The organism is Bradyrhizobium tropiciagri (assembly GCF_001189845.1).
Lineage (GTDB): Bacteria > Pseudomonadota > Alphaproteobacteria > Rhizobiales > Xanthobacteraceae > Bradyrhizobium > Bradyrhizobium tropiciagri.
The window spans coordinates 83,430-101,643 of record NZ_LFLZ01000030.1; the positions used below are offsets into that span (position 1 = coordinate 83,430).

The window sequence follows — 18,214 nt, forward strand, 5'->3', positions numbered from 1 at the left end:
GGACATGCGAAACGAGGCTCGGCAGCCCCCCGCTGCCGTCGATGCGGCACCGACCGAGCGCGGCATCGGCCATCGCGGCGCCTACGTTTATGACGCGCCGGTGCGACTGTGGCACTGGGTCAATGCGGCGGCCATTCTGATGCTGGCCTTAACCGGCTATCTGATTGGAACGGGCACACCGGCGATGTCGGGACAAGCAAGCGGCGATTTCCTGTTCGGCTATATCCGATTTGCGCATTTCTCTGCGGGATATGTCCTCAGCGTCGGCTTTGTTCTGCGCATTTACTCGGCCCTGATTGGAAATCGACATGCCACGCAGATCTTTTGTGTTCCGCTCTGGCGCGGGTGCTTTTGGCGCGACGTGCTCCACGAGATTCGCCGGTACGGGTTCCTTGCAGTTGAGCCCGACAGACGCGTCGGGCACAACCCCCTGGCTCAGCTCGCAATGTTCCTTATGTTTACGCAAACGATCACGTTCATGATCGTCACAGGCTTTGCACTTTATGGGCAAGGCGCCGGTAGCGACAGTTGGCAGGACAGGCTGTTCGGCTGGGTGTTTTCAATCTGGCCGAATAGCCAGGACGTCCATACCTGGCATCATCTCGGCCTGTGGGTGATCTTGGTCTTTGTTCTGGTTCACATCTACGCAGTGATCCGGGAGGACATCATGTCGCGCCGGAGCATCTCCTCCATGATTTCGGGTGAGCGCGAGTTTCGCGATTGAATGGCACGCGGTTACTAGTTCCGGAGAACAAGCAACGGATCCTTGTGCTTGGCATCGGCAATATCCTGTGGGCCGATGAGGGGTTCGGCGTGCGGGCGGTAGAGGAGTTCCATCGCCGCTATGTAGTCGCTGACAACGTCACCATCCTTGATGGCGGCACGCAGGGGCTCTACCTCGTGAGCTATCTTGAGCAGGCCGATTGCCTGATCGTGTTCGATGCCATCGACTTTGCACTCCCGCCCGGAGAGTTGAAGCTCATGCGGGATGCCGAGGTGCCAAAATTTGCTGGTGCCAAGAAGATAAGCCTACATCAGACCGGCTTTCAGGAGGTCTTGAGTGCGGCCGATCTGCTTGGCCGCTGCCCGCGAGACCTCGCTCTCATCGGATGTCAGGCGCTGGACCTGCAGCACTGGGGCGGTCCGCTGACAGCTCCGGTGCGCTTCCAGATTGCGCCGGCGATCGAATTGGCTTGCAAACTCCTGGCGCAGTGGGGCTCGCCGGCCGCACCGCGAACGGCGCCGCTGCCTGCATCAGAACGGCTGTTGGCGAACAGTATCGACCATGCAAGTTATGAGATGGGAGCGCAGCCGATCTAGCGGCCCGCGATTGATCATGTGCCTTGGCTTACCAATGATGATTGTTGAGACGGACGACATCACGGCACTTTGTGAGTATCGCAACGAACAGCGGCGTGTCTCGGTCATGCTGCTCTACTGCGCCCCGGTCGGCGCCAGGGTGCTCGTTCATATCGACACCGCCGTGCGACTCTTGGATGAGGATGAAGCAAGACTGATCTCGGAAGCACTCGACGGGCTTGACGCCAGCCGTAACGGCCAGGACTGCGGCCCCTTCTTTGCGGACCTGGTCGGTCGTGAGCCGCAATTGCCCGAGCATCTACGTTAGCGGTTCTGCTGCGGATGTTGCGGTGACTACGCCTGCTCGCAAATCGATCAATCGCGCGCACCTTCCGCATGGAAAGGTCAATGCTTCGAGCGATGATTCCAGTCTCCCTCACAGCCCGACGATGATTGGCACGTGCCTTGCTACATCTCACCTAGCTCAAACCAAGGACTATCTGAAGGGAGTCTGATGAAGTTCCAGCCGGCGCGGCATGATCTCGCACCCTGTCCGTCCGAGGTGGAGAGCATCAGCGCGCATGCACGCCTGGCCACGCACGCTTCCGCGAGCGCGCCCGAAGTGCTGCTGGCGGTCGCTGCCATGCATTCGCTCCGGGCCGTCCATGTCGCATTATCCCTTCCTGAATTGATCAAGGCTTTAATTGATCAAGGCTTTTCGGCGTTGCGTGCAAGGCGCAGGGCCTGCGCATGCGTTGGCTGGAAAGCTGGTCGGAAGACGCGGCCCGCGTCGTCGATCGACGCCAATTTTGTGCCATCGGCACGATACGCTCTGCCTGATCGGCAGGCGCCTGGTCCGTTTGGTCAAGATCGACCGCATCGTCGTACCGATCGTTTGGCTGTACGCGGGTAGCATTTGTGCCGGCTATGCCTCCCGATATATCCAACGGGACATCGTATCATGAAGACAGCGGTCCGCGTCGTATCCGGGGACGTCGAGCAGGTGGTGAGCAAGTCTGCCACGGGCACGGAAAGTCTCGATGTATTCCATAGCGGGCTGACGACTATGGAGGCGGTAGCCAAGCGCGCCCGGCGCGACGGCAACGAGCTTGCAAGGAACTATCCGAATGTCACGGTGCTGTTGTCGAATGTCGCCGCCGCCGCTCGCGGCCAGAGGCAGAGCACTCGGACGCAGCTGTACGGACTCGCCAATCTCAGCGAGCTCGAGCGCAAGCTGATTGGCGAGGTGCTCGGGGAGGGCGAGGTCGCCGGCGTGGTTGCGCTGCCAGATGGCTCTTTTGCGCAACTCCGGGAGGCGGTCCTTGCAGGAATCTGGCGCGTGCGTATCGGGGCCGAGCCGACGCACGAATATGTCGAGGTTGGGGCAATCCCGCAGATTGTGCAGCGCGCCGCAACTGAGTTGACGTCTGCCGACTTTCTGATCGGCGCGGCGCCGGACGGCGCCATGAACGTGCTCGCGGTACTTGCGGAAATACGCGAGCGGGCGCGTGTCTGGCGGTCGGGCATGCGGGCGCATGTTATCAATCTGACGTTGCTGCCGATGAGTGCTGTGGACATGGCGTTCCTACAGCAAAGTTTGGGCAATGGTCCGGTCCAGCTTATCTTCCGCGGTTACGGCACATGCCGCGTGCAGGCGACCGGGGTGAGGAACGTCTGGTCGGTACAGTACTTCAATTCTTTGGACGACGTCATCCTCGATACGGTGGAGGTGGGAGACGTGCCGATCGTAGCCTTGGCTGCTGACGAGGATTTCGAGGACTCCGCCGGGCGCCTGCAGGAAATTATGGAGGCGTACCTCACATGAAGAACTTAAAGATACTCGAAATCCAGTGGGATCTCGCAGACAGCGCGGGCAGCGCGGCTGCCGTTCCGCGAAAGCTAATGACGCAGCGGTGCATATGAGCTTCGCGATCCGCAACAAAATCGATGTCACGGTCTGGCTTGCTGCCGACGTAATTGCCGCGGTCGAGATCCTGCCGCGAGCCCGGCCACTGCTGGCGCGGCTGTTCGCCGGCAGACCGGCTTCGTCGCTGCTCAAACAGATCCCACGGCTCTTCGCATTGTGTGCTGTTGCGCAGCAAACCGCGCTGCTGTCTGCGATCGAGACGGCGCGTGACGAAGCGATTACCCGCACGACGAAACAGCATCGTATTGCGCTGGTCGTTGCCGAGCGCATCGCGGAATTGCTGCGGGGCCTCTTGGTCGGACACCTTGCGCAGGACATCGCCGGTGCCGCCGCGATTCGTTCCGTGATGCAGGGAATGTCCGCACTTATCGGCAGCGGACAACCGGCCTGCGGTGCTGCTCGACGCGAAGCGACGGCAAGAATTGTGGCTGGGCTGGCCGCGATCGGCATGCCGAACGGAGATGGCGCGCCCAGGCCCGGCAGCCCATTGGCAATTCGTATAGCCGCGCTGGACGAGATCGACCTGAAATCGATCCGGATCGCGCACTCGTTCCTGTCCGTTGCCGACGACCGAAACATCATTGAACGGCTGCTCGGCGATGACCCGACATTTTGTCATTGTCCCGACCTTGGGGGGCGTGCGCCCGAGACGGGTCCATGGGCACGCCAAATGACGCGTGATCGGCTCTGGCTGGGTCGGTCGGGTGCGGTCGAGCGGCTGAAGGCCAGAACTGCAGAAATCGTTCGGCTCTGCGATTGGCTCAAGTCCGGCGCTCATATCGACTCAGCGGAGCCTGGGATCATCGAAAGCTACCGGTTGGGTTCGGGACGCGCCGCGGCCGCGGTCGAATGCGCCAGGGGCAGGCTCTATCACGCGGTCGAGCTTGATCCTCAGGGCCAGATATGCCGCTTCGAATTTCTTGCTCCGACGGAATGGAATTTCCATAGGAGCGGACCGGTTGTCCGGAACCTGCAGGGCGCGGTGCTGACGGCGAGACGGCATCAGAAAGCGGTTCGTGCGGTGATTGAATCGCTCGACCCCTGTGTCGGATTCACACTCAGGTTTCGCAAAGTTGACGATGCATGAAATGGCGGTTTGTCTGGGCATCATCCAAATCGTCGAGGAGGAGGTGCGTCACCGATCGTTGTCGCGGGTGCGGAGCATCTGTCTCGAAATCGGGGCGCTGAGCCATGTCGCACCTGATGCGATCAGGTTCTGCTTTGCTGCCGTTGCAACGCGAACGATTGCCGAGGGGGCAGCTCTTGAGATCCTCGAACTCCCGGGGATCGCCTGGTGCATGAGCTGTTCTAGCAGTGTCGAAATTGCTCGCCGCGGTGACCCCTGTCCTTGCTGCGGGAGCTATCAGTTGCAAGTAACCGGCGGCGAGCAGATGCGAGTGAAAGAACTGGAGATCGATTGATGTGTACCGTTTGCGGTTGCAGCCAAGCGACGTCTTCGATCGAACTTGCCAGAGGGCGTGATCCGGAGAGCCAAGGCCGTTGCTGTCCTCATAGGCAGGACGATGGCGAGCGCCATGACGCGCATTTTCACGGCGACGAGAGGGTGCAGCATTCGTCCCACGCCCGCCACAGTCATGATCACGAACATTATCAGAGTGATGGTCGGCAAGCGCTTCTGAGCTGCGGCGCCGGCCCAGCTGGATTGAAGGTCAAGGGCACGAGCCGCGAACGCATCATTTGGGTCGAGCGTGACATCCTCGGTAAGAACAATGCGATCGCGGCCGACAACCGGACGCTCTTTGCGGCCCATGAGCTGCTGGTATTTAATCTTATGTCGAGTCCCGGTGCGGGCAAAACCTCGCTGCTCGTCCGCGCCGTATCCGAGCTCAAGCTCAGCTATCCGACCGGAGTCATCGAGGGCGATCAGCAGACCTCAAACGATGCCGAGCGCATTCGAGCGGCCGGTGTGCCAGCTATTCAAGTCAATACGGGTAAGGGGTGCCATCTCGATGCTGCAATGATTGGCGAGGCTTATCGCCGCTTGCCGCGGCTCACGCGCGGTATTCTCTTCATCGAGAACGTCGGTAACCTAGTCTGTCCCGCGGCCTTCGATCTTGGCGAGGCCTGCAAGATCGTTGTGTTGTCGATGACCGAAGGTGAAGACAAGCCGCTGAAATATCCCGATATATTCGCGGCTTCTTCACTCATGGTGATCAACAAGATCGATCTGGCCTCACTGCTTGAGTGCGATCTGGACAAGACCATTGGATATGCCAGACGCGCCAATCCAAAGATCGAAGTGCTTACGGTCTCGGCCCGTACCGGCGAGGGCTTTGGCGCGCTCTACGCTTGGATCGATAGACAGGTGGCCCACCAAAGGCAGGCCGTAGAGGACGCCAGGCGATGAGCGCCGCAACCATTTGCGACCGAACACGACTGCGCGTGCGCGTGAGCGGAGCGGTGCAAGGGGTCGGCTTTCGTCCTTACGTCTATGGCCTCGCTACGCGGTACGGATTGGCGGGATTTGTCGCCAACGGCCCGGAGGGCGTCACAATCGAAGTCGAAGGTGGCCGTGCGTCAGAATTTCTTGCCACATTGCCGCTCGAGGCGCCTCCGTTGGCGCGCATCGACCACATCTGCGTTCAGGAGACAGCGGCGCTCGCGACAGAAAACTTTTCGATCGGCGCGAGCGAAGGCGGAAAATTGTCAACGCACATCATCGCCGACGCCGCGACCTGCGGGCAATGCCTCAGCGAGCTATTCGATCCAGAGAATCGCCATTACCTTTATCCCTTCATTAGTTGCTCCCATTGTGGTCCACGCTACACTATTGCCGGGCGGCTCCCATACGATCGCCACAACACGGTGATGAAGGCGTTTAGGCTGTGCGCCGCCTGCACGGCCGAATATGCGGATCCGGCGAGCCGCAGGTTTCATGCGGAGGCGATCGCGTGTCCAGAATGCGGCCCTCGGCTTAGCCATGGGATCAACGCCATTGTCGCTGCAATCGCAGGCGGTCAAGTCATAGCCATAAAGGGTCTCGGCGGCTACCAGCTCCTCTGCGATGCCCGTAACCAGGACGCTGTGCAGCGCCTGCGCAGCAGAAAGCAGCGCCGTCAGAAGCCGTTTGCAGTTATGCTCGGTTCCATAGAGTGCGTCAACGAGATCGCGGAAGCGAACGCTCTCGAGCTCGCGCTACTCGAATCCGCAGCGCGGCCCATTGTGCTTTTAACTTCGCGCAAATGTCTGGCGCCCGCCATAGCGCCCGGCTTGTCTCGCGTTGGCGTCATGTTGCCTGTAGCCCCGCTGCATCATCTGATCTTTCATGCGCTTCGCTCGACAGGAGCGTGGATTGCGGAACCAAGCCCGGTCATCGTCGTCACGAGTGCCAATCCTTGCGGCGAGCCGCTCCTGATCGACAACGCGCAGGCGCTGCGCCGACTCGAGGCGATCGCCGACCTTGTCGTGACCCATGATCGGGATATCTTAACGCGTGCTGATGACTCCGTGGTCGCGGTGGTGGCTGGCCGCTCCCAATTCATTCGTCGCGCTCGTGGCTATGCTCCCGAACCGATCCAGCTCGCGCAATCTGTGCCGCCCGTGCTCGCCGTCGGCGGCGCGCTGAAATCGACCGTCACCATCACGCGCGACAACCAAGCGTTCGTTTCCCAACATATTGGCGATCTCAATACGCCCGAAGGCATCCGTGTGTTCGAGGGGACGATCCAACACCTTACATCGATCCTTGAGGTAGAGCCTGTCGTCATCGCTCATGATCTGCATCCCGACGTGGCATCCACCCGCTTTGCGCAAGCAAGCGGCCGCGCGCTGATTGCAGTCCAGCACCACCACGCACACGCCGCCGCCGTGATCGCTGAACATGGCCATGCGGGACCGGCGCTAGCTCTGGTGCTCGACGGCCATGGCGTTGGCTCGGATGCTGGTAACTGGGGTGGCGAGCTATTGTTGTGCGAAGGCGCGATGTGCCGACGCATCGGGCATCTCGCGCCGCTGCAAATGCCTGGTGGTGATCGCGCAGCCCGTGAGCCGTGGCGCATGGCGAGCGCGATACTACACTGGCTCGGACGGGGTAACGAAATCGCGCCGCGCTTTGCAGCGCAACGGCATGCTCGATGTATCTCGGCCTTGCTCGATCAGTCGGGCGGGGCCACCACGACCAGCGCGGGCCGGCTATTCGACGCGGTGGCGGCGCTGCTGGGGATTGTGAGTTGGCAGAGCTATGAGGGAGAAGCCGCGATCAAGCTCGAGGCGCTAGTGCGGCGGACTGCGATTCTAGAGGCCGGGTGGACGATCGATGGTGGCGTGCTGTCGCTTCGTCCGCTGTTTGCGCGGTTGATTGCGGACGACATTGACGCTGCGGGCGGAGCCGGCTTGTTTCATGGCACCTTCGCCGCTGCCTGCGTTGACTGGGTCATGCGCTCCGCGCGGACAACCGGCGTCAATACCGTCGTTCTGAGCGGAGGCTGCTTTCAGAACGCGATACTGATGGATGAAATCTGGCGCGGGTGCTGCGCTGCCGGCCTGACCCCGCTGGTGCCACAGCGGGTGCCGCCAAACGACGGTGGTTTGAGCCTTGGCCAAGCCTGGATTGCCGCTTTGCAGATTGCTGAACAGTCGTCCGCCAGCGAAGGGAGAGGCTGATATGTGTCTTTCGGTTCCGGCAAAGATCGTAAAAATTCTTCCTGACCACATGGCCGCCGTGTGCATCGATGGTGTTAGCCTGGAGATATCGATTGCTCTTATCGACGAGCTCGACGTCGGTGATCACGTCCTTGTCCATGTTGGGTATGCGCTGGCCAAGATCGATCCGATAGAAGCCAAGCGCACGCTGGAGCTCCTGCAGGAGCTAGGCAGCACAGGGCAGGAACTCCGGCCATGAGATATACCGACGAATTTCGCGACAAGACCCTTGCGCAGGGGCTCGCCGCTGCGATTAGCGCCGAAGCCGATCGGCAAAAAGCCTATCGGTTCATGGAATTCTGCGGTGGACACACTCATGCCATATCACGCTATGGCCTTGAGGATCTGCTGCCCGCGAATGTGCGCATGATCCACGGGCCCGGTTGTCCGGTCTGTGTTCTACCTGCCAGCCGGATCGACATGGCGATTCGTCTCGTCGAGCGGCCGGAGGTCACACTTTGCGTCTACGGCGATCTGATACGGGCGCCTGGCTCGCAAGGACAGTCCCTGTTGCGAGCCAAGGCGCTCGGCGCAGACATCCGGATGGTGTACTCGACGCTCGACGTTATCCGGATCGCCGAACAGGCGCCGAGCCGCGAGGTCGTGTTCTTTGCCATCGGATTTGAGACCACGACACCCCCGACGGCCGTGATGATCCGGATAGCCGAGAAGAAGCGGCTGAAGAGGCTTAGCGTGTTTTGCAATCACGTGCTTACACCCTCTGCGATGCAGAGCATTCTCGAGAACCCGAAGATCCGCAATATCGGCGGGGCTGCAATCGACGGTTTCGTCGGGCCTGCACATGTCAGCACGATCATCGGGACGCAGCCTTACGAGCTCCTGGCGGAACAATTCGGCAAGCCGATCGTGATCGCGGGATTTGAACCGCTCGACGTGATGCAGGCGATCCTGATGCTGGTGCGACAGGTGAACAAAGACCGCTACGACGTGGAGAACCAATACAGCCGTGCAGTGAGGCGTGAAGGCAATCGGCGCGCCAAAGACGAGGTCTCGCAGGCATTCGAACCGCGTGAGCAGTTCGAATGGCGCGGGCTCGGTTTCGTACCAAATAGTGGACTGAAGCTGAAGCGGGCCTACGCGCGGTTCGACGCGGAGGCGCGTTTTGCGATGCACGAACTGCGGGTCGCCGACAATCCGGCGTGCGAGTGCTGCGCCATCCTGCGCGGCGCCAAGCGGCCAGTCGATTGCAAGCTGTTTGGAACCCTCTGCACGCCGGAAACTCCCATAGGATCCTGCATGGTCTCATCGGAAGGCGCCTGTGCGGCGTATTGGACATATGGCCGGGTTCGCGATGATCAGGTGAGGCGAACGTCATGAGCGTACAGGGCTATCAACGCAAGCTCGATCTCGAGAACGGACGCGTTGATCTTTCCCATGGGGCCGGGGGACGAGCGATGGCACAGCTGATCTCCAGCCTTTTTCACCGAGCCTTCGGTAATGAATGGCTTGCCCGCTGCAATGATCAATCGGCCTTTGACGTTGCGACGGGTAAAATGGTGATGACGACCGACGGTTATGTGGTTTCGCCGCTGTTCTTTCCTGGCGGCAATATCGGCTCACTCGCTGTGCACGGGACGATCAACGACGTCGTGATGTCCGGCGCGCGCCCTCTCTATCTGTCGGCCAGCTTCATCATTGAGGAGGGGTTCCCGCTGTCTGATCTGAAGACGATTGCGGATTCGATGGGCGCGGCAGCACGCGGCGCGGGCGTCTACATCATTGCGGGGGACACTAAGGTCGTCGAGCGCGGCAAGGCTGATGGTCTGTTTATCTCCACGACCGGAATCGGGGCTCTGGCCCACGGGTTCGATCTCTCCGCCGATAAGGCTATGGTCGGGGACCGTGTGTTGGTGTCCGGCAGCCTTGGCGACCATGGCGTGGCGATCATGTCAAAACGCCAGAACGTCGCGTTTCAAACCGAGATCGTGTCGGATTCCGCAGCGCTACATGACCTTGTCGCCGTTATGATTGCGGCTGGCGGCGCCGGCATCCGGGTGATGCGCGACCCCACGCGCGGCGGTCTTGCCGCAACCCTCAACGAAATTGCGCATCAATCGGGCCTTGGCTTCCGTCTACAGGAAGCAGCCATTCCGGTGAAGGCAGCGGTCGCGGCAACCTGCGAACTCCTTGGGCTTGATCCGATCCATGTCGCCAATGAGGGCAAGCTCGTCGCGATCGTCGCGCCCGATTTGGCCGATGCAGTGCTTGCAGCTATGAAGGCGCATCCGCTCGGACGCGATGCTGCTGATATTGGCGAGACGGTAGCTGACGATCACAAATTTGTGCAGATAGCGACCAGTTTCGGCGGCGGACGGATCGTCGATTGGTTGTCAGGCGAACAGTTGCCTCGGATTTGTTGAACAATCCACGCCCATTTGCGACGAGCATGAAGGCGTCAAGCGTGCGCATCTAGGAATCAGATTGATGATCAATGGTCATTTGGCCATCAGCGGTGGCAAACAATCCAGCCGCTGGGCAAATCCTGCCTCACTGGCAGATTACGTTGTTCGTTCTTTAACAAGGTCGGCAAGACTGGAATCATTATTAACTTTTCCGCGAGCCGAGAATCCGATTAAGCGCGTCATCTCCATCGCGGAGTACGACGGTTAAGCTTAGCGAGCACGGTCGCTCAACCCATTCGGCATCGAAAACCTGCACGGCTGGTCAAAGATCGCTGAATTCCTGCGCAATTTGGGCTGCTGCGTCGCAATATCGCTGCGCTCTTTCAATTAGAAAGGCTCACTAGGCAGGGAGTTTGCAAATGAAGGTCGGAGTTCCCAAGGAAATCAAGGCACACGAATATCGAGTGGGCCTGACCCCTGGAGCCGTCCGCGAATACGCGGCAGCAGGACACCGCGTAATGATCGAGACCAATGCCGGCGCTGGCATCGGTGCAACCGATGACGATTATCGCAGCGCCGGCGCAGCGATTCTGGATTCTGCAGTTGAGGTATTCGCATCGAGCGAAATGATCGTGAAGGTCAAGGAGCCTCAGCCGTCCGAATGGAGCCAGCTGCGGGAGGGCCAGATCCTGTTCACATATCTGCATCTGGCACCGGACCCGGAGCAGGCCAAGGGGCTTCTAAAATCGGGTTGCACCGCGATCGCCTATGAGACCGTGACTGATGGCCATGGTGGCCTTCCGCTGCTGGCTCCGATGAGCGAGGTCGCAGGCAGGCTCGCGGTCGAAGCGGCGGGTAGCGCCCTAAAGCGCAGTGCAGGCGGACGAGGGCTGTTGATCGGTGGCGTGCCCGGTGTTCAGCCGGCCCGCATCGTGGTGATCGGTGGTGGCGTCGTTGGTACGCACGCGGCACGGATGGCGGTCGGTCTGGGTGCAGAGGTGAGCATCATCGACCGCTCGATACCTCGGTTGCGCGAGTTGGATGAGCTGTTCGAAGGGCGCGTTCGAACCAGGTTTTCGACCATCGAAGCTGTGGAGGAAGAGGTATTTGCGGCCGATGTTGTGATTGGTGCCGTGCTCGTTCCAGGTGCGAGTGCGCCGAAGCTGATCCGCCGGAGCATGCTGAGCTCGATGCGTAAGAGGGCCGTGCTCGTGGATGTCGCTATCGATCAGGGCGGCTGTTTTGAGACTTCGCACCCAACCACTCACGCCGATCCAACCTATGAAGTGGATGGCATCATTCATTATTGCGTGGCCAATATGCCCGGCGCCGTGCCGTTGACCTCGAGCCAGGCGCTAAATAACGCCACGCTGCCGTTTGGCTTGGCTCTGGCCAATAAGGGTTTTTCCGCCGTGCTGGAAAATCCGCATTTGCGTGCAGGCCTCAACGTCCATCGAGGCCGGCTGACTTACAAGGCGGTGGCCGACAGTCTCGGGCTCCCGTTCTCACCGATCGAGCAGGCTGCAGCCTGATCCCAGAGGCCCCTACGGGCGTTTCCTCCCTAACTTGGGCCACCCTCCGGGGTGGCTTTTTTTCGGCTCTGTCAATCTGCTGGGATCCGCTGAGATTTATTTGCGACGCCGAGCGCGGCCGTAATCTGCGAGATTTGAACATTTGCGTGCGCCGGCTCGGCCAGGGGGCCTCGATCACCGGAGCGGCTTTATCTAGCGCCATCGCGACGATTTTTCTGGTTGCGATATGGAGGCGTTGGTTGAGCCGATGACGACGTCGCCCGATTGACATCGTGGTGCCTTCGCTGCCGCTGTCCGGGTGAGCAGAGCCATCACCAGAGGGCGATCTGCGATCCCCACCGAGGCGGTGGCACGGCTACAATCGATACCACTTCAAAAGCGCTCCGCCGCCACGTCAGGTCGAGCCGAGCTGCGTCTTATTGGCGAACCCCTTCACATGATCGCTGGCTATCGCGAAATCTCGACAATGCGCAAGCTACGAGATCAAGCAGCTGCGATGCCGATTGTAGGGTTTACGACACCTGGTCGAGGCGGCGGCTTGCGCTATCGAAAGTAGCCGAGACAAATCAAGCACAAGACTCCTTGGCATGAGACTTGAAGGCAAGGCGAAGTCCCGCACCTTTGCTTATGGAATCGGAGTGATGGCCTACAAAATAATCGCGTCACAATGCACGGTCTGCGGTGCGTGTGAGTACGAATGCCCTAATGCCGCGATCAGCCTGAAGAACGACATATATGTGATCAATCCGAGCCAGTGCACTCAATGTGAAGGGCATTTTGATGCGCCGCAATGCGCCGTCGTTTGTCCGGTGCCCGATACCTGTGTGCCAGCATAGATCGAGTAGCCGACGGGGGCCTCCGGCGCAAGACATGATCGAAATCCTATCGAGGGCGGCTACCTTTTGGGTCGGTCTCCTAGCTCTTTCACACCCTGGCTGCAAGTCGGCCGTGACTTGGGCGATCTGCTCGGAGGAGAGGCGACGCAATCATCGCCGTCGGAGAGCGTCCATGCGCGAATGGAGTGGGCAATGGTAGCTGTACAAGAGACGGTCGAGCGCGTCCGGCGCATCGACGTCGACCAGTATCGATATGGGTTTGAGACGCAGATCGAATCCGACAAGGCCCCGAAGGGGCTGTCGGAAGACACCGTCCGCTTTATCTCCGCAAAGAAGAATGAACCGGCCTGGATGCTGGAGTGGCGCCTGGAGGCGTATCGCCGCTGGCTGACCATGACCGAGCCGACCTGGGCGCGCGTCGACTATCCGAAGATCGACTATCAGGACATCTACTACTACGCGGCGCCGAAGCCGAAGAAGACGCTGTCGTCGATCGACGAGATCGATCCGGAAATCCTCAAGACCTACGAGAAGCTCGGCATTCCCCTGCGCGAGGTCGCGATCCTGGAAGGCGTCGAGCCGCCGCCCGGTGGCGAACAGACGCCGAATCGCAAGATCGCGGTCGATGCTGTGTTCGATTCGGTCTCGGTTGCGACCACCTTCCAGAAGGAGCTGAAGGCGGCCGGCGTGATCTTCATGCCGATCTCGGAGGCGATCCGCGAGCATCCCGATCTGGTGCAGAAATATCTCGGCACCGTGGTGCCGACCTCGGACAACTACTTCGCGACGCTGAACTCGGCGGTGTTCTCGGACGGCTCGTTCGTCTACGTGCCGCCGGGCGTGCGCTGCCCGATGGAGCTGTCGACCTATTTCCGTATCAACGAGCGCAACACCGGCCAGTTGGAGCGCACGCTGATCATCGCCGACAAGGGCTCCTACGTCTCCTATCTCGAAGGCTGCACCGCGCCGCAGCGCGACGAGAACCAGCTGCACGCCGCGGTGGTCGAGCTGGTCACGCTCGATGACGCCGAGATCAAGTATTCGACGGTGCAGAACTGGTACCCCGGCAATTCCGAGGGCAAGGGCGGCATCTACAATTTCGTCACCAAGCGTGGCGACTGCCGCGGCAAGAACTCGAAGATTTCCTGGACCCAGGTCGAGACCGGTTCGGCGATCACCTGGAAGTATCCGAGCTGCATCCTGCGCGGCGACAATTCGAGCGGTGAGTTCTACTCGATCGCGATCTCGAACGGTTTCCAGCAGGTCGATAGCGGCACCAAGATGATTCATCTCGGTAAGAACACGTCGAGCTGGATCATCTCCAAGGGCATCGCTGCCGGCAAGTCGCAGAACACCTATCGCGGCCTCGTCAGCGCACATCGCAAGGCGACCGGCGCGCGCAACTACACCGCCTGCGACTCGCTCCTGATCGGCGACAAGTGCGGCGCGCACACCGTGCCCTATGTCGAGGCCAAGAATTCCTCGGCGACGTTCGAGCATGAAGCGACGACGTCGAAGATTTCCGAGGACGTGCTGTTCTACTGCTTGCAAAGAGGCTTGAGCGAGCAACAGGCCATCGGCCTTGTCGTCAACGGTTTCGCGAAAGATGTCCTGCAAAAGCTTCCGATGGAGTTCGCAGCGGAGGCGCAGAAGCTGATCTCGATCTCTCTCGAGGGATCTGTCGGATAACCAAACGTCCCGCGAGCCCCCGAACGCGGCTCGCCGTTCCGGACGACGCATTTTGAGGGATCAGATCAAAAATGACGCTGCTCGAAATCCAAGATCTGCATGTTGGTGTCGACAGTCGTGAAATAATCCGTGGCCTCGATCTTATGGTCAATGCGGGCGAAGTGCACGCGATCATGGGGCCGAACGGCTCCGGCAAGTCGACGCTGTCGCACGTCATCGCCGGCAAGCCGGGCTATGAAGTCACGGGCGGCCAGATCCTGTTCAGGGGCGAGGACCTCCTGGAGATGGAGCCCAATGAGCGCGCCGCCAAGGGCGTGTTTCTGGCGTTCCAGTACCCGGTCGAGATCCCCGGCGTCACCGCCATGAACTTCCTGCGCACGGCGCTGAACGCCCAGCGCAAGGCGCGCGGCCGAGGGGAATTATCCACGCCCGAATTTCTGAAAAAGATCCGTGAGGTGGCCGGGTCACTCAACATTACCCGGGATATGCTCAAGCGCGGCGTCAATGTCGGCTTCTCGGGCGGCGAGAAGAAGCGCAACGAGGTACTGCAGATGGCGTTGTTCGAGCCGAGTCTATGCATACTGGACGAGATCGATTCCGGGCTGGATATCGACGCTCTGCGTATTGTCGCGAGCGGCATCAACGGCCTGCGTTCGCCGGAAAGGGCGATGATCGTGATCACCCACTATCAGCGGCTCCTTCATTACATCGTGCCCGATTATGTGCACGTGATGTCGAAAGGCCGCGTCGTGAAGAGTGGCGGCAAGGAACTCGCGCTGGAACTCGAGGCCTGTGGCTACGCCCAGTTCGAAACCGCGGCCTGACGGCTCAAGGGATTTCCCCATGAAGCAAGTATTGGCTAAGGCCGATGCCGGGTGCGCAACGAGCAATTTTCTCGCAGCCGCGCTCGGACGGTTGCCTGGCGCGGGCCTCGTCCCCCATATCCGTGCGAGGGCATTCGAAGCCTATGAGCGCGCCGGCCTGCCGCATCGGCGCATGGAGGCCTGGAGATACACGGATCTTCGTACCCTGATCGGCGAGGTGTTGCCACTCGCTCCGCGACCGGATGCAGCGGCGTTGGCGCGCGCAAAGGCGTCGGCCAGGCTAGTGGCTGTCGATCAGGCGGTCAAATTGGTCTTGGTGGACGGCATATTCGCGCCTGAGCTATCGGATCTCGGCGAGCTGGAAAACGAGCTCCATGTGCAGTCACTGCGAGAGGTGTTGGAGAATTCGGCCACTGGCGCAATGGCCGGGTTGGTGCTTTCGACGACGGACGATGCGGTGATCTCGCTCAATGCGGCAATGGCCTCAGATGGTTTGGTAATTTCGATTGCCGAAGGCAACACGATTAGACGCCCTATTCAAATCGTTCAGGTCGCAACGGGATCGTCGGTGTCCGCTTTTACACGCTCATATCTGCAGCTCGATAAAGGGGCGCATGCGACCGTGGTGCAAAGTTTCATCTCGGCCGAAGGCGCGAGCGGCTATCAGGCCAACGATGTCTTAATCGCCCTGGCTGGGGACGAGGCGAGCCTTTCGCATCTCCGCATAGCGGCTGACGCCGCTGATGCGGTGAACATCTCGTCGGGGATCATCGCGGTCGGCACCAGAGCTAAGCTCGATCTCTTCAGCATGACGTGCAGCGGCTCCATCAATCGCTATCAGGGATTCGTGACGCTGGGTGGCGAGGGATCCAAGCTCTCTGCGAACGGGGTTAATCTCATCAAAGATAAACTGCACGCCGACACAACAATCGTGGTAGACCACGCCGTGCCGCATTGCACCAGTCGGCAGAAGTTCCGCGCGGTCGTTGATGATTGCGGCCGCTCGGTGTTTCAGGGCCGAATCGTTGTTCGTCCCGTCGCCCAGAAGACCGTCGCCAGCCTGTCGACCCGAGCGTTGCTCTTATCCGATCAGGCCGAGGCGGACAATAAGCCGGAACTTGAAATCTCGGCCGACGACGTGACCTGCGGCCACGGAGCGACCTCAGGAGCGCTAGACGGCAACCTCGTATTCTATTTGCGCGCGCGGGGGCTGTCCGAGAAGGATGCGCAGATGTTGCTGATTAAAGCGTTCATTGGAGAGTCGATTGAGGAGATCTTGGCCGATAACCTGCGCGATTTTGTGACCGCGCAAGCTGAACACTGGCTGCAGGAACGGCAATGAGCGAACATCCCGCGGTCAGCAATGGTCGTTACGAGGTCGATCGTCTGCGCAGTGACTTTCCGGCGCTGGCCATGACCGTGTACGGCAAGCCGCTTGTCTACCTCGATAACGCTGCGTCCGCGCAAAAGCCAAATGCGGTACTTGACCGCATGATGCAGGTGTACTCCAGCGAATATGCCAATGTTCATCGTGGCTTGCACTATCTCGCCAATGCGGCGACCGAGGCGTATGAGGGCGCCCGTACCAAAGTAGCGCGGTTTGTGAACGCGCGTTTGAACGAAGAGATCATCTTCACCCGCAGCGCGACCGAGGCGATCAATCTGGTCGCACAGACATTTGGTCGTGAGCGCATCAGCTCGGGTGATGAGATCGTTCTGTCAATTTTGGAGCACCACTCCAACATTGTGCCATGGCATTTTCTTCGGGAGCGGCTCGGTGCAGTCATCAAATGGGCTCCAGTGGATGATGACGGTAACTTCTTGCTCGATGAATTTGAACGACTGCTGACCTCGCGCACCAAGATGGTCGCAATCACACAGATGTCGAACGTGCTCGGCACGGTCTTGCCGGTGAAAGACCTTGTGCGGGTCGCACATGCTCGTGGTATCCCGGTGCTGGTCGACGGCTCGCAAGGATGCGTCCATCTGAGCGTCGACGTCTGCGACATTGATTGCGATTTCTACGTCATGACCGGCCACAAACTCTATGGTCCGACCGGGATCGGCGTGCTTTACGGAAAATCCGAGCATCTGGCATCGATGACGCCCTTCAATGGCGGCGGCGAGATGATCCGCGAGGTCTCGCGTTCCGGCGTCATTTATGGGGATCCGCCGCACCGGTTCGAAGCGGGTACGCCGCCGATCGTTGAGGCGATCGGGTTGGGCGCAGCCGTGGATTACATCAATTCGATAGGCAAGGTGCAGATCCGCAAGCACGAGAGCGCACTGCTCGCTTACACGCAGGAGAAGCTCGGGGACATCAACTTCGTGCGCATGATCGGGACGCCGGCCGAGAAGGGGCCGATCATCTCGTTTGATGTGAAAGGTGCGCATGCGCACGATATTGCCACCGTCGTCGATCGCGCCGGCGTAGCGGTGCGGGCGGGGGCGCACTGCGCGATGCCGCTGCTCAAGCGCTTCGGCACACTGGCAACATGCCGTGCGTCCCTTGGACTTTACAACACCCGTGAAGAAATTGATGTGCTCGCGCGCGCACTTATCAAGGCACGCCAGCTATTGGCGTGATCGGCGGGCGTGCTGCGTCAAGGTGAGAGGGAGGCTGCATTGAGCTGCGAAGTAGAATGACGTAGTGCCTGATCATCGTCATCGCAGAAGGTCAACACCTGAGGTCTCGGCAAGCAAAGTTCGCATTGGCAAGCCTGGTCGGCCAGGGCACCTTGCAGCCGTTTTTCCTTTGCGTCCGCCTTCGTCGAGCGCGGGGGCCGTAGTTCTAACGGCAGGTCGCGCCATGGCGCAGCTGAACGCAGGACCCAAAAGATGCCGTTAAGCACGCGACGGACATTTACGCGCTGAGCGCCGCGCGGCTTGTTCGGCAGCATCGGTTTGATGGCGGTCCATTCGTAATCGCTGAGTTCGTAGCGCATGATTCGAGGCTCCAGTTTCGAAGCTTGAATCATGTTCTCGGGCCGCGCCATCAACCGGCAACGCCCCGCGGCCGTACCGGTAACGCTTTGCATATGCTTCCGCTTTCGGCGGCATAGCGGACTTGGCCGGGCTTGCT

Annotated in this window: 18 protein-coding genes and 1 pseudogene; 18 read left to right on the forward strand and 1 reads right to left on the reverse strand. The window is 60.2% G+C overall.

Annotated elements, in window-relative coordinates; genetic code table 11:
• Window positions 1–4 precede the first annotated feature (4 nt).
• The 18 genes from cybH to AKN84_RS23470 all read left to right on the forward strand — a co-directional run bounded on the left by cybH (window position 5) and on the right by AKN84_RS23470 (window position 17,718).
• Entirely contained in the window at window positions 5–724 is a 720-nt protein-coding gene (gene cybH / locus AKN84_RS23395) for a Ni/Fe-hydrogenase, b-type cytochrome subunit (protein WP_050422977.1), read from the forward strand.
• Window positions 721–1,320 (forward strand): HyaD/HybD family hydrogenase maturation endopeptidase, encoded by a 600-nt coding sequence (locus AKN84_RS23400; protein ID WP_050422955.1) that lies wholly within the window; start codon window positions 721–723, stop codon window positions 1,318–1,320. The genes cybH and AKN84_RS23400 overlap by 4 nt, the downstream gene beginning before the upstream one ends.
• A 16-nt stretch (window positions 1,321–1,336) precedes the next feature.
• Window positions 1,337–1,627, forward strand: a complete 291-nt coding sequence (locus tag AKN84_RS23405; RefSeq protein ID WP_050402936.1) for a HypC/HybG/HupF family hydrogenase formation chaperone — start codon at window positions 1,337–1,339, stop codon at window positions 1,625–1,627.
• 186 nt (window positions 1,628–1,813) lie between these two features.
• The gene (locus AKN84_RS45915; RefSeq protein WP_128971092.1) at window positions 1,814–2,212 is read left to right on the forward strand and encodes a hypothetical protein; all 399 of its coding nucleotides are present in this window, start codon (window positions 1,814–1,816) and stop codon (window positions 2,210–2,212) included.
• Between the two features lie 48 nt (window positions 2,213–2,260).
• Entirely contained in the window at window positions 2,261–3,124 is an 864-nt protein-coding gene (locus tag AKN84_RS23410; RefSeq protein WP_050422956.1) for a hydrogenase expression/formation protein, read from the forward strand.
• Window positions 3,125–3,218: 94 nt separating this feature from the next.
• A complete protein-coding gene (locus AKN84_RS23415) occupies window positions 3,219–4,313 on the forward strand; it encodes a hypothetical protein (RefSeq protein WP_050422957.1) in 1,095 nt (364 codons plus the stop codon).
• Complete coding sequence (gene hypA, locus AKN84_RS23420) at window positions 4,306–4,647, forward strand: hydrogenase maturation nickel metallochaperone HypA (RefSeq protein ID WP_050422958.1); 342 nt, start codon at window positions 4,306–4,308, stop codon at window positions 4,645–4,647. The genes AKN84_RS23415 and hypA overlap by 8 nt, the downstream gene beginning before the upstream one ends.
• Window positions 4,647–5,594: a hydrogenase nickel incorporation protein HypB gene (hypB, locus tag AKN84_RS23425; protein WP_050422959.1), complete on the forward strand. Its 948-nt coding sequence runs from the start codon at window positions 4,647–4,649 to the stop codon at window positions 5,592–5,594. Before hypA ends, hypB begins: the two co-directional genes overlap by 1 nt.
• Window positions 5,591–7,849 (forward strand): carbamoyltransferase HypF, encoded by a 2,259-nt coding sequence (gene hypF / locus AKN84_RS23430; protein ID WP_050422960.1) that lies wholly within the window; start codon window positions 5,591–5,593, stop codon window positions 7,847–7,849. Before hypB ends, hypF begins: the two co-directional genes overlap by 4 nt.
• A gap of 1 nt (window position 7,850) precedes the next feature.
• On the forward strand, window positions 7,851–8,087 hold the full coding sequence (locus tag AKN84_RS23435) for a HypC/HybG/HupF family hydrogenase formation chaperone (protein ID WP_094193819.1): 237 nt from the start codon (window positions 7,851–7,853) through the stop codon (window positions 8,085–8,087).
• Window positions 8,084–9,226 (forward strand): hydrogenase formation protein HypD, encoded by a 1,143-nt coding sequence (gene hypD, locus AKN84_RS23440; protein ID WP_050422962.1) that lies wholly within the window; start codon window positions 8,084–8,086, stop codon window positions 9,224–9,226. The genes AKN84_RS23435 and hypD overlap by 4 nt, the downstream gene beginning before the upstream one ends.
• Window positions 9,223–10,269 carry a hydrogenase expression/formation protein HypE gene (gene hypE, locus AKN84_RS23445; RefSeq protein ID WP_050422963.1) on the forward strand — a complete coding sequence of 349 codons (1,047 nt, stop codon included), beginning with the start codon at window positions 9,223–9,225 and terminating at the stop codon, window positions 10,267–10,269. Before hypD ends, hypE begins: the two co-directional genes overlap by 4 nt.
• A 401-nt stretch (window positions 10,270–10,670) precedes the next feature.
• On the forward strand, window positions 10,671–11,783 hold the full coding sequence (ald, locus tag AKN84_RS23450) for an alanine dehydrogenase (RefSeq protein WP_050422964.1): 1,113 nt from the start codon (window positions 10,671–10,673) through the stop codon (window positions 11,781–11,783).
• 641 nt (window positions 11,784–12,424) lie between these two features.
• Window positions 12,425–12,619, forward strand: a complete 195-nt coding sequence (locus AKN84_RS45920; RefSeq protein WP_128971097.1) for a 4Fe-4S dicluster domain-containing protein — start codon at window positions 12,425–12,427, stop codon at window positions 12,617–12,619.
• Between the two features lie 192 nt (window positions 12,620–12,811).
• Window positions 12,812–14,308 carry a Fe-S cluster assembly protein SufB gene (gene sufB, locus AKN84_RS23455; protein WP_050422978.1) on the forward strand — a complete coding sequence of 499 codons (1,497 nt, stop codon included), beginning with the start codon at window positions 12,812–12,814 and terminating at the stop codon, window positions 14,306–14,308.
• Window positions 14,309–14,379: 71 nt separating this feature from the next.
• A complete protein-coding gene (sufC, locus tag AKN84_RS23460; protein ID WP_050422965.1) occupies window positions 14,380–15,132 on the forward strand; it encodes a Fe-S cluster assembly ATPase SufC in 753 nt (250 codons plus the stop codon).
• 19 nt (window positions 15,133–15,151) lie between these two features.
• Entirely contained in the window at window positions 15,152–16,474 is a 1,323-nt protein-coding gene (gene sufD / locus AKN84_RS23465) for a Fe-S cluster assembly protein SufD (RefSeq protein ID WP_050422966.1), read from the forward strand.
• Window positions 16,471–17,718, forward strand: a complete 1,248-nt coding sequence (locus AKN84_RS23470) for a cysteine desulfurase (protein WP_050422967.1) — start codon at window positions 16,471–16,473, stop codon at window positions 17,716–17,718. The genes sufD and AKN84_RS23470 overlap by 4 nt, the downstream gene beginning before the upstream one ends.
• A gap of 194 nt (window positions 17,719–17,912) precedes the next feature.
• Here the strand turns inward: AKN84_RS23470 and AKN84_RS45925 are convergent.
• Window positions 17,913–18,080 (reverse strand): annotated as a pseudogene (locus AKN84_RS45925) (transposase); the annotation flags it as partial.
• Window positions 18,081–18,214: the final 134 nt, after the last annotated feature.

Bases quoted from the DNA above. Each gene is read 5' to 3' on its own strand.
- AKN84_RS45920 (WP_128971097.1), top strand. From the start codon at position 12,425: ATGGCCTACAAAATAATCGCGTCACAATGCACGGTCTGCGGTGCGTGT.
- AKN84_RS23435 (WP_094193819.1), top strand. From the start codon at position 7,851: ATGTGTCTTTCGGTTCCGGCAAAGATCGTAAAAATTCTTCCTGACCAC.
- sufD (WP_050422966.1), top strand. From the start codon at position 15,152: ATGAAGCAAGTATTGGCTAAGGCCGATGCCGGGTGCGCAACGAGCAAT.
- cybH (WP_050422977.1), top strand. From the start codon at position 5: ATGCGAAACGAGGCTCGGCAGCCCCCCGCTGCCGTCGATGCGGCACCG.
- hypD (WP_050422962.1), top strand. From the start codon at position 8,084: ATGAGATATACCGACGAATTTCGCGACAAGACCCTTGCGCAGGGGCTC.
- AKN84_RS45915 (WP_128971092.1), top strand. From the start codon at position 1,814: ATGAAGTTCCAGCCGGCGCGGCATGATCTCGCACCCTGTCCGTCCGAG.
- AKN84_RS23470 (WP_050422967.1), top strand. From the start codon at position 16,471: ATGAGCGAACATCCCGCGGTCAGCAATGGTCGTTACGAGGTCGATCGT.
- ald (WP_050422964.1), top strand. From the start codon at position 10,671: ATGAAGGTCGGAGTTCCCAAGGAAATCAAGGCACACGAATATCGAGTG.
- hypA (WP_050422958.1), top strand. From the start codon at position 4,306: ATGCATGAAATGGCGGTTTGTCTGGGCATCATCCAAATCGTCGAGGAG.
- hypF (WP_050422960.1), top strand. From the start codon at position 5,591: ATGAGCGCCGCAACCATTTGCGACCGAACACGACTGCGCGTGCGCGTG.
- hypE (WP_050422963.1), top strand. From the start codon at position 9,223: ATGAGCGTACAGGGCTATCAACGCAAGCTCGATCTCGAGAACGGACGC.
- AKN84_RS23405 (WP_050402936.1), top strand. From the start codon at position 1,337: ATGTGCCTTGGCTTACCAATGATGATTGTTGAGACGGACGACATCACG.
- hypB (WP_050422959.1), top strand. From the start codon at position 4,647: ATGTGTACCGTTTGCGGTTGCAGCCAAGCGACGTCTTCGATCGAACTT.
- AKN84_RS23415 (WP_050422957.1), top strand. From the start codon at position 3,219: ATGAGCTTCGCGATCCGCAACAAAATCGATGTCACGGTCTGGCTTGCT.
- AKN84_RS23410 (WP_050422956.1), top strand. From the start codon at position 2,261: ATGAAGACAGCGGTCCGCGTCGTATCCGGGGACGTCGAGCAGGTGGTG.
- sufB (WP_050422978.1), top strand. From the start codon at position 12,812: ATGGTAGCTGTACAAGAGACGGTCGAGCGCGTCCGGCGCATCGACGTC.
- sufC (WP_050422965.1), top strand. From the start codon at position 14,380: ATGACGCTGCTCGAAATCCAAGATCTGCATGTTGGTGTCGACAGTCGT.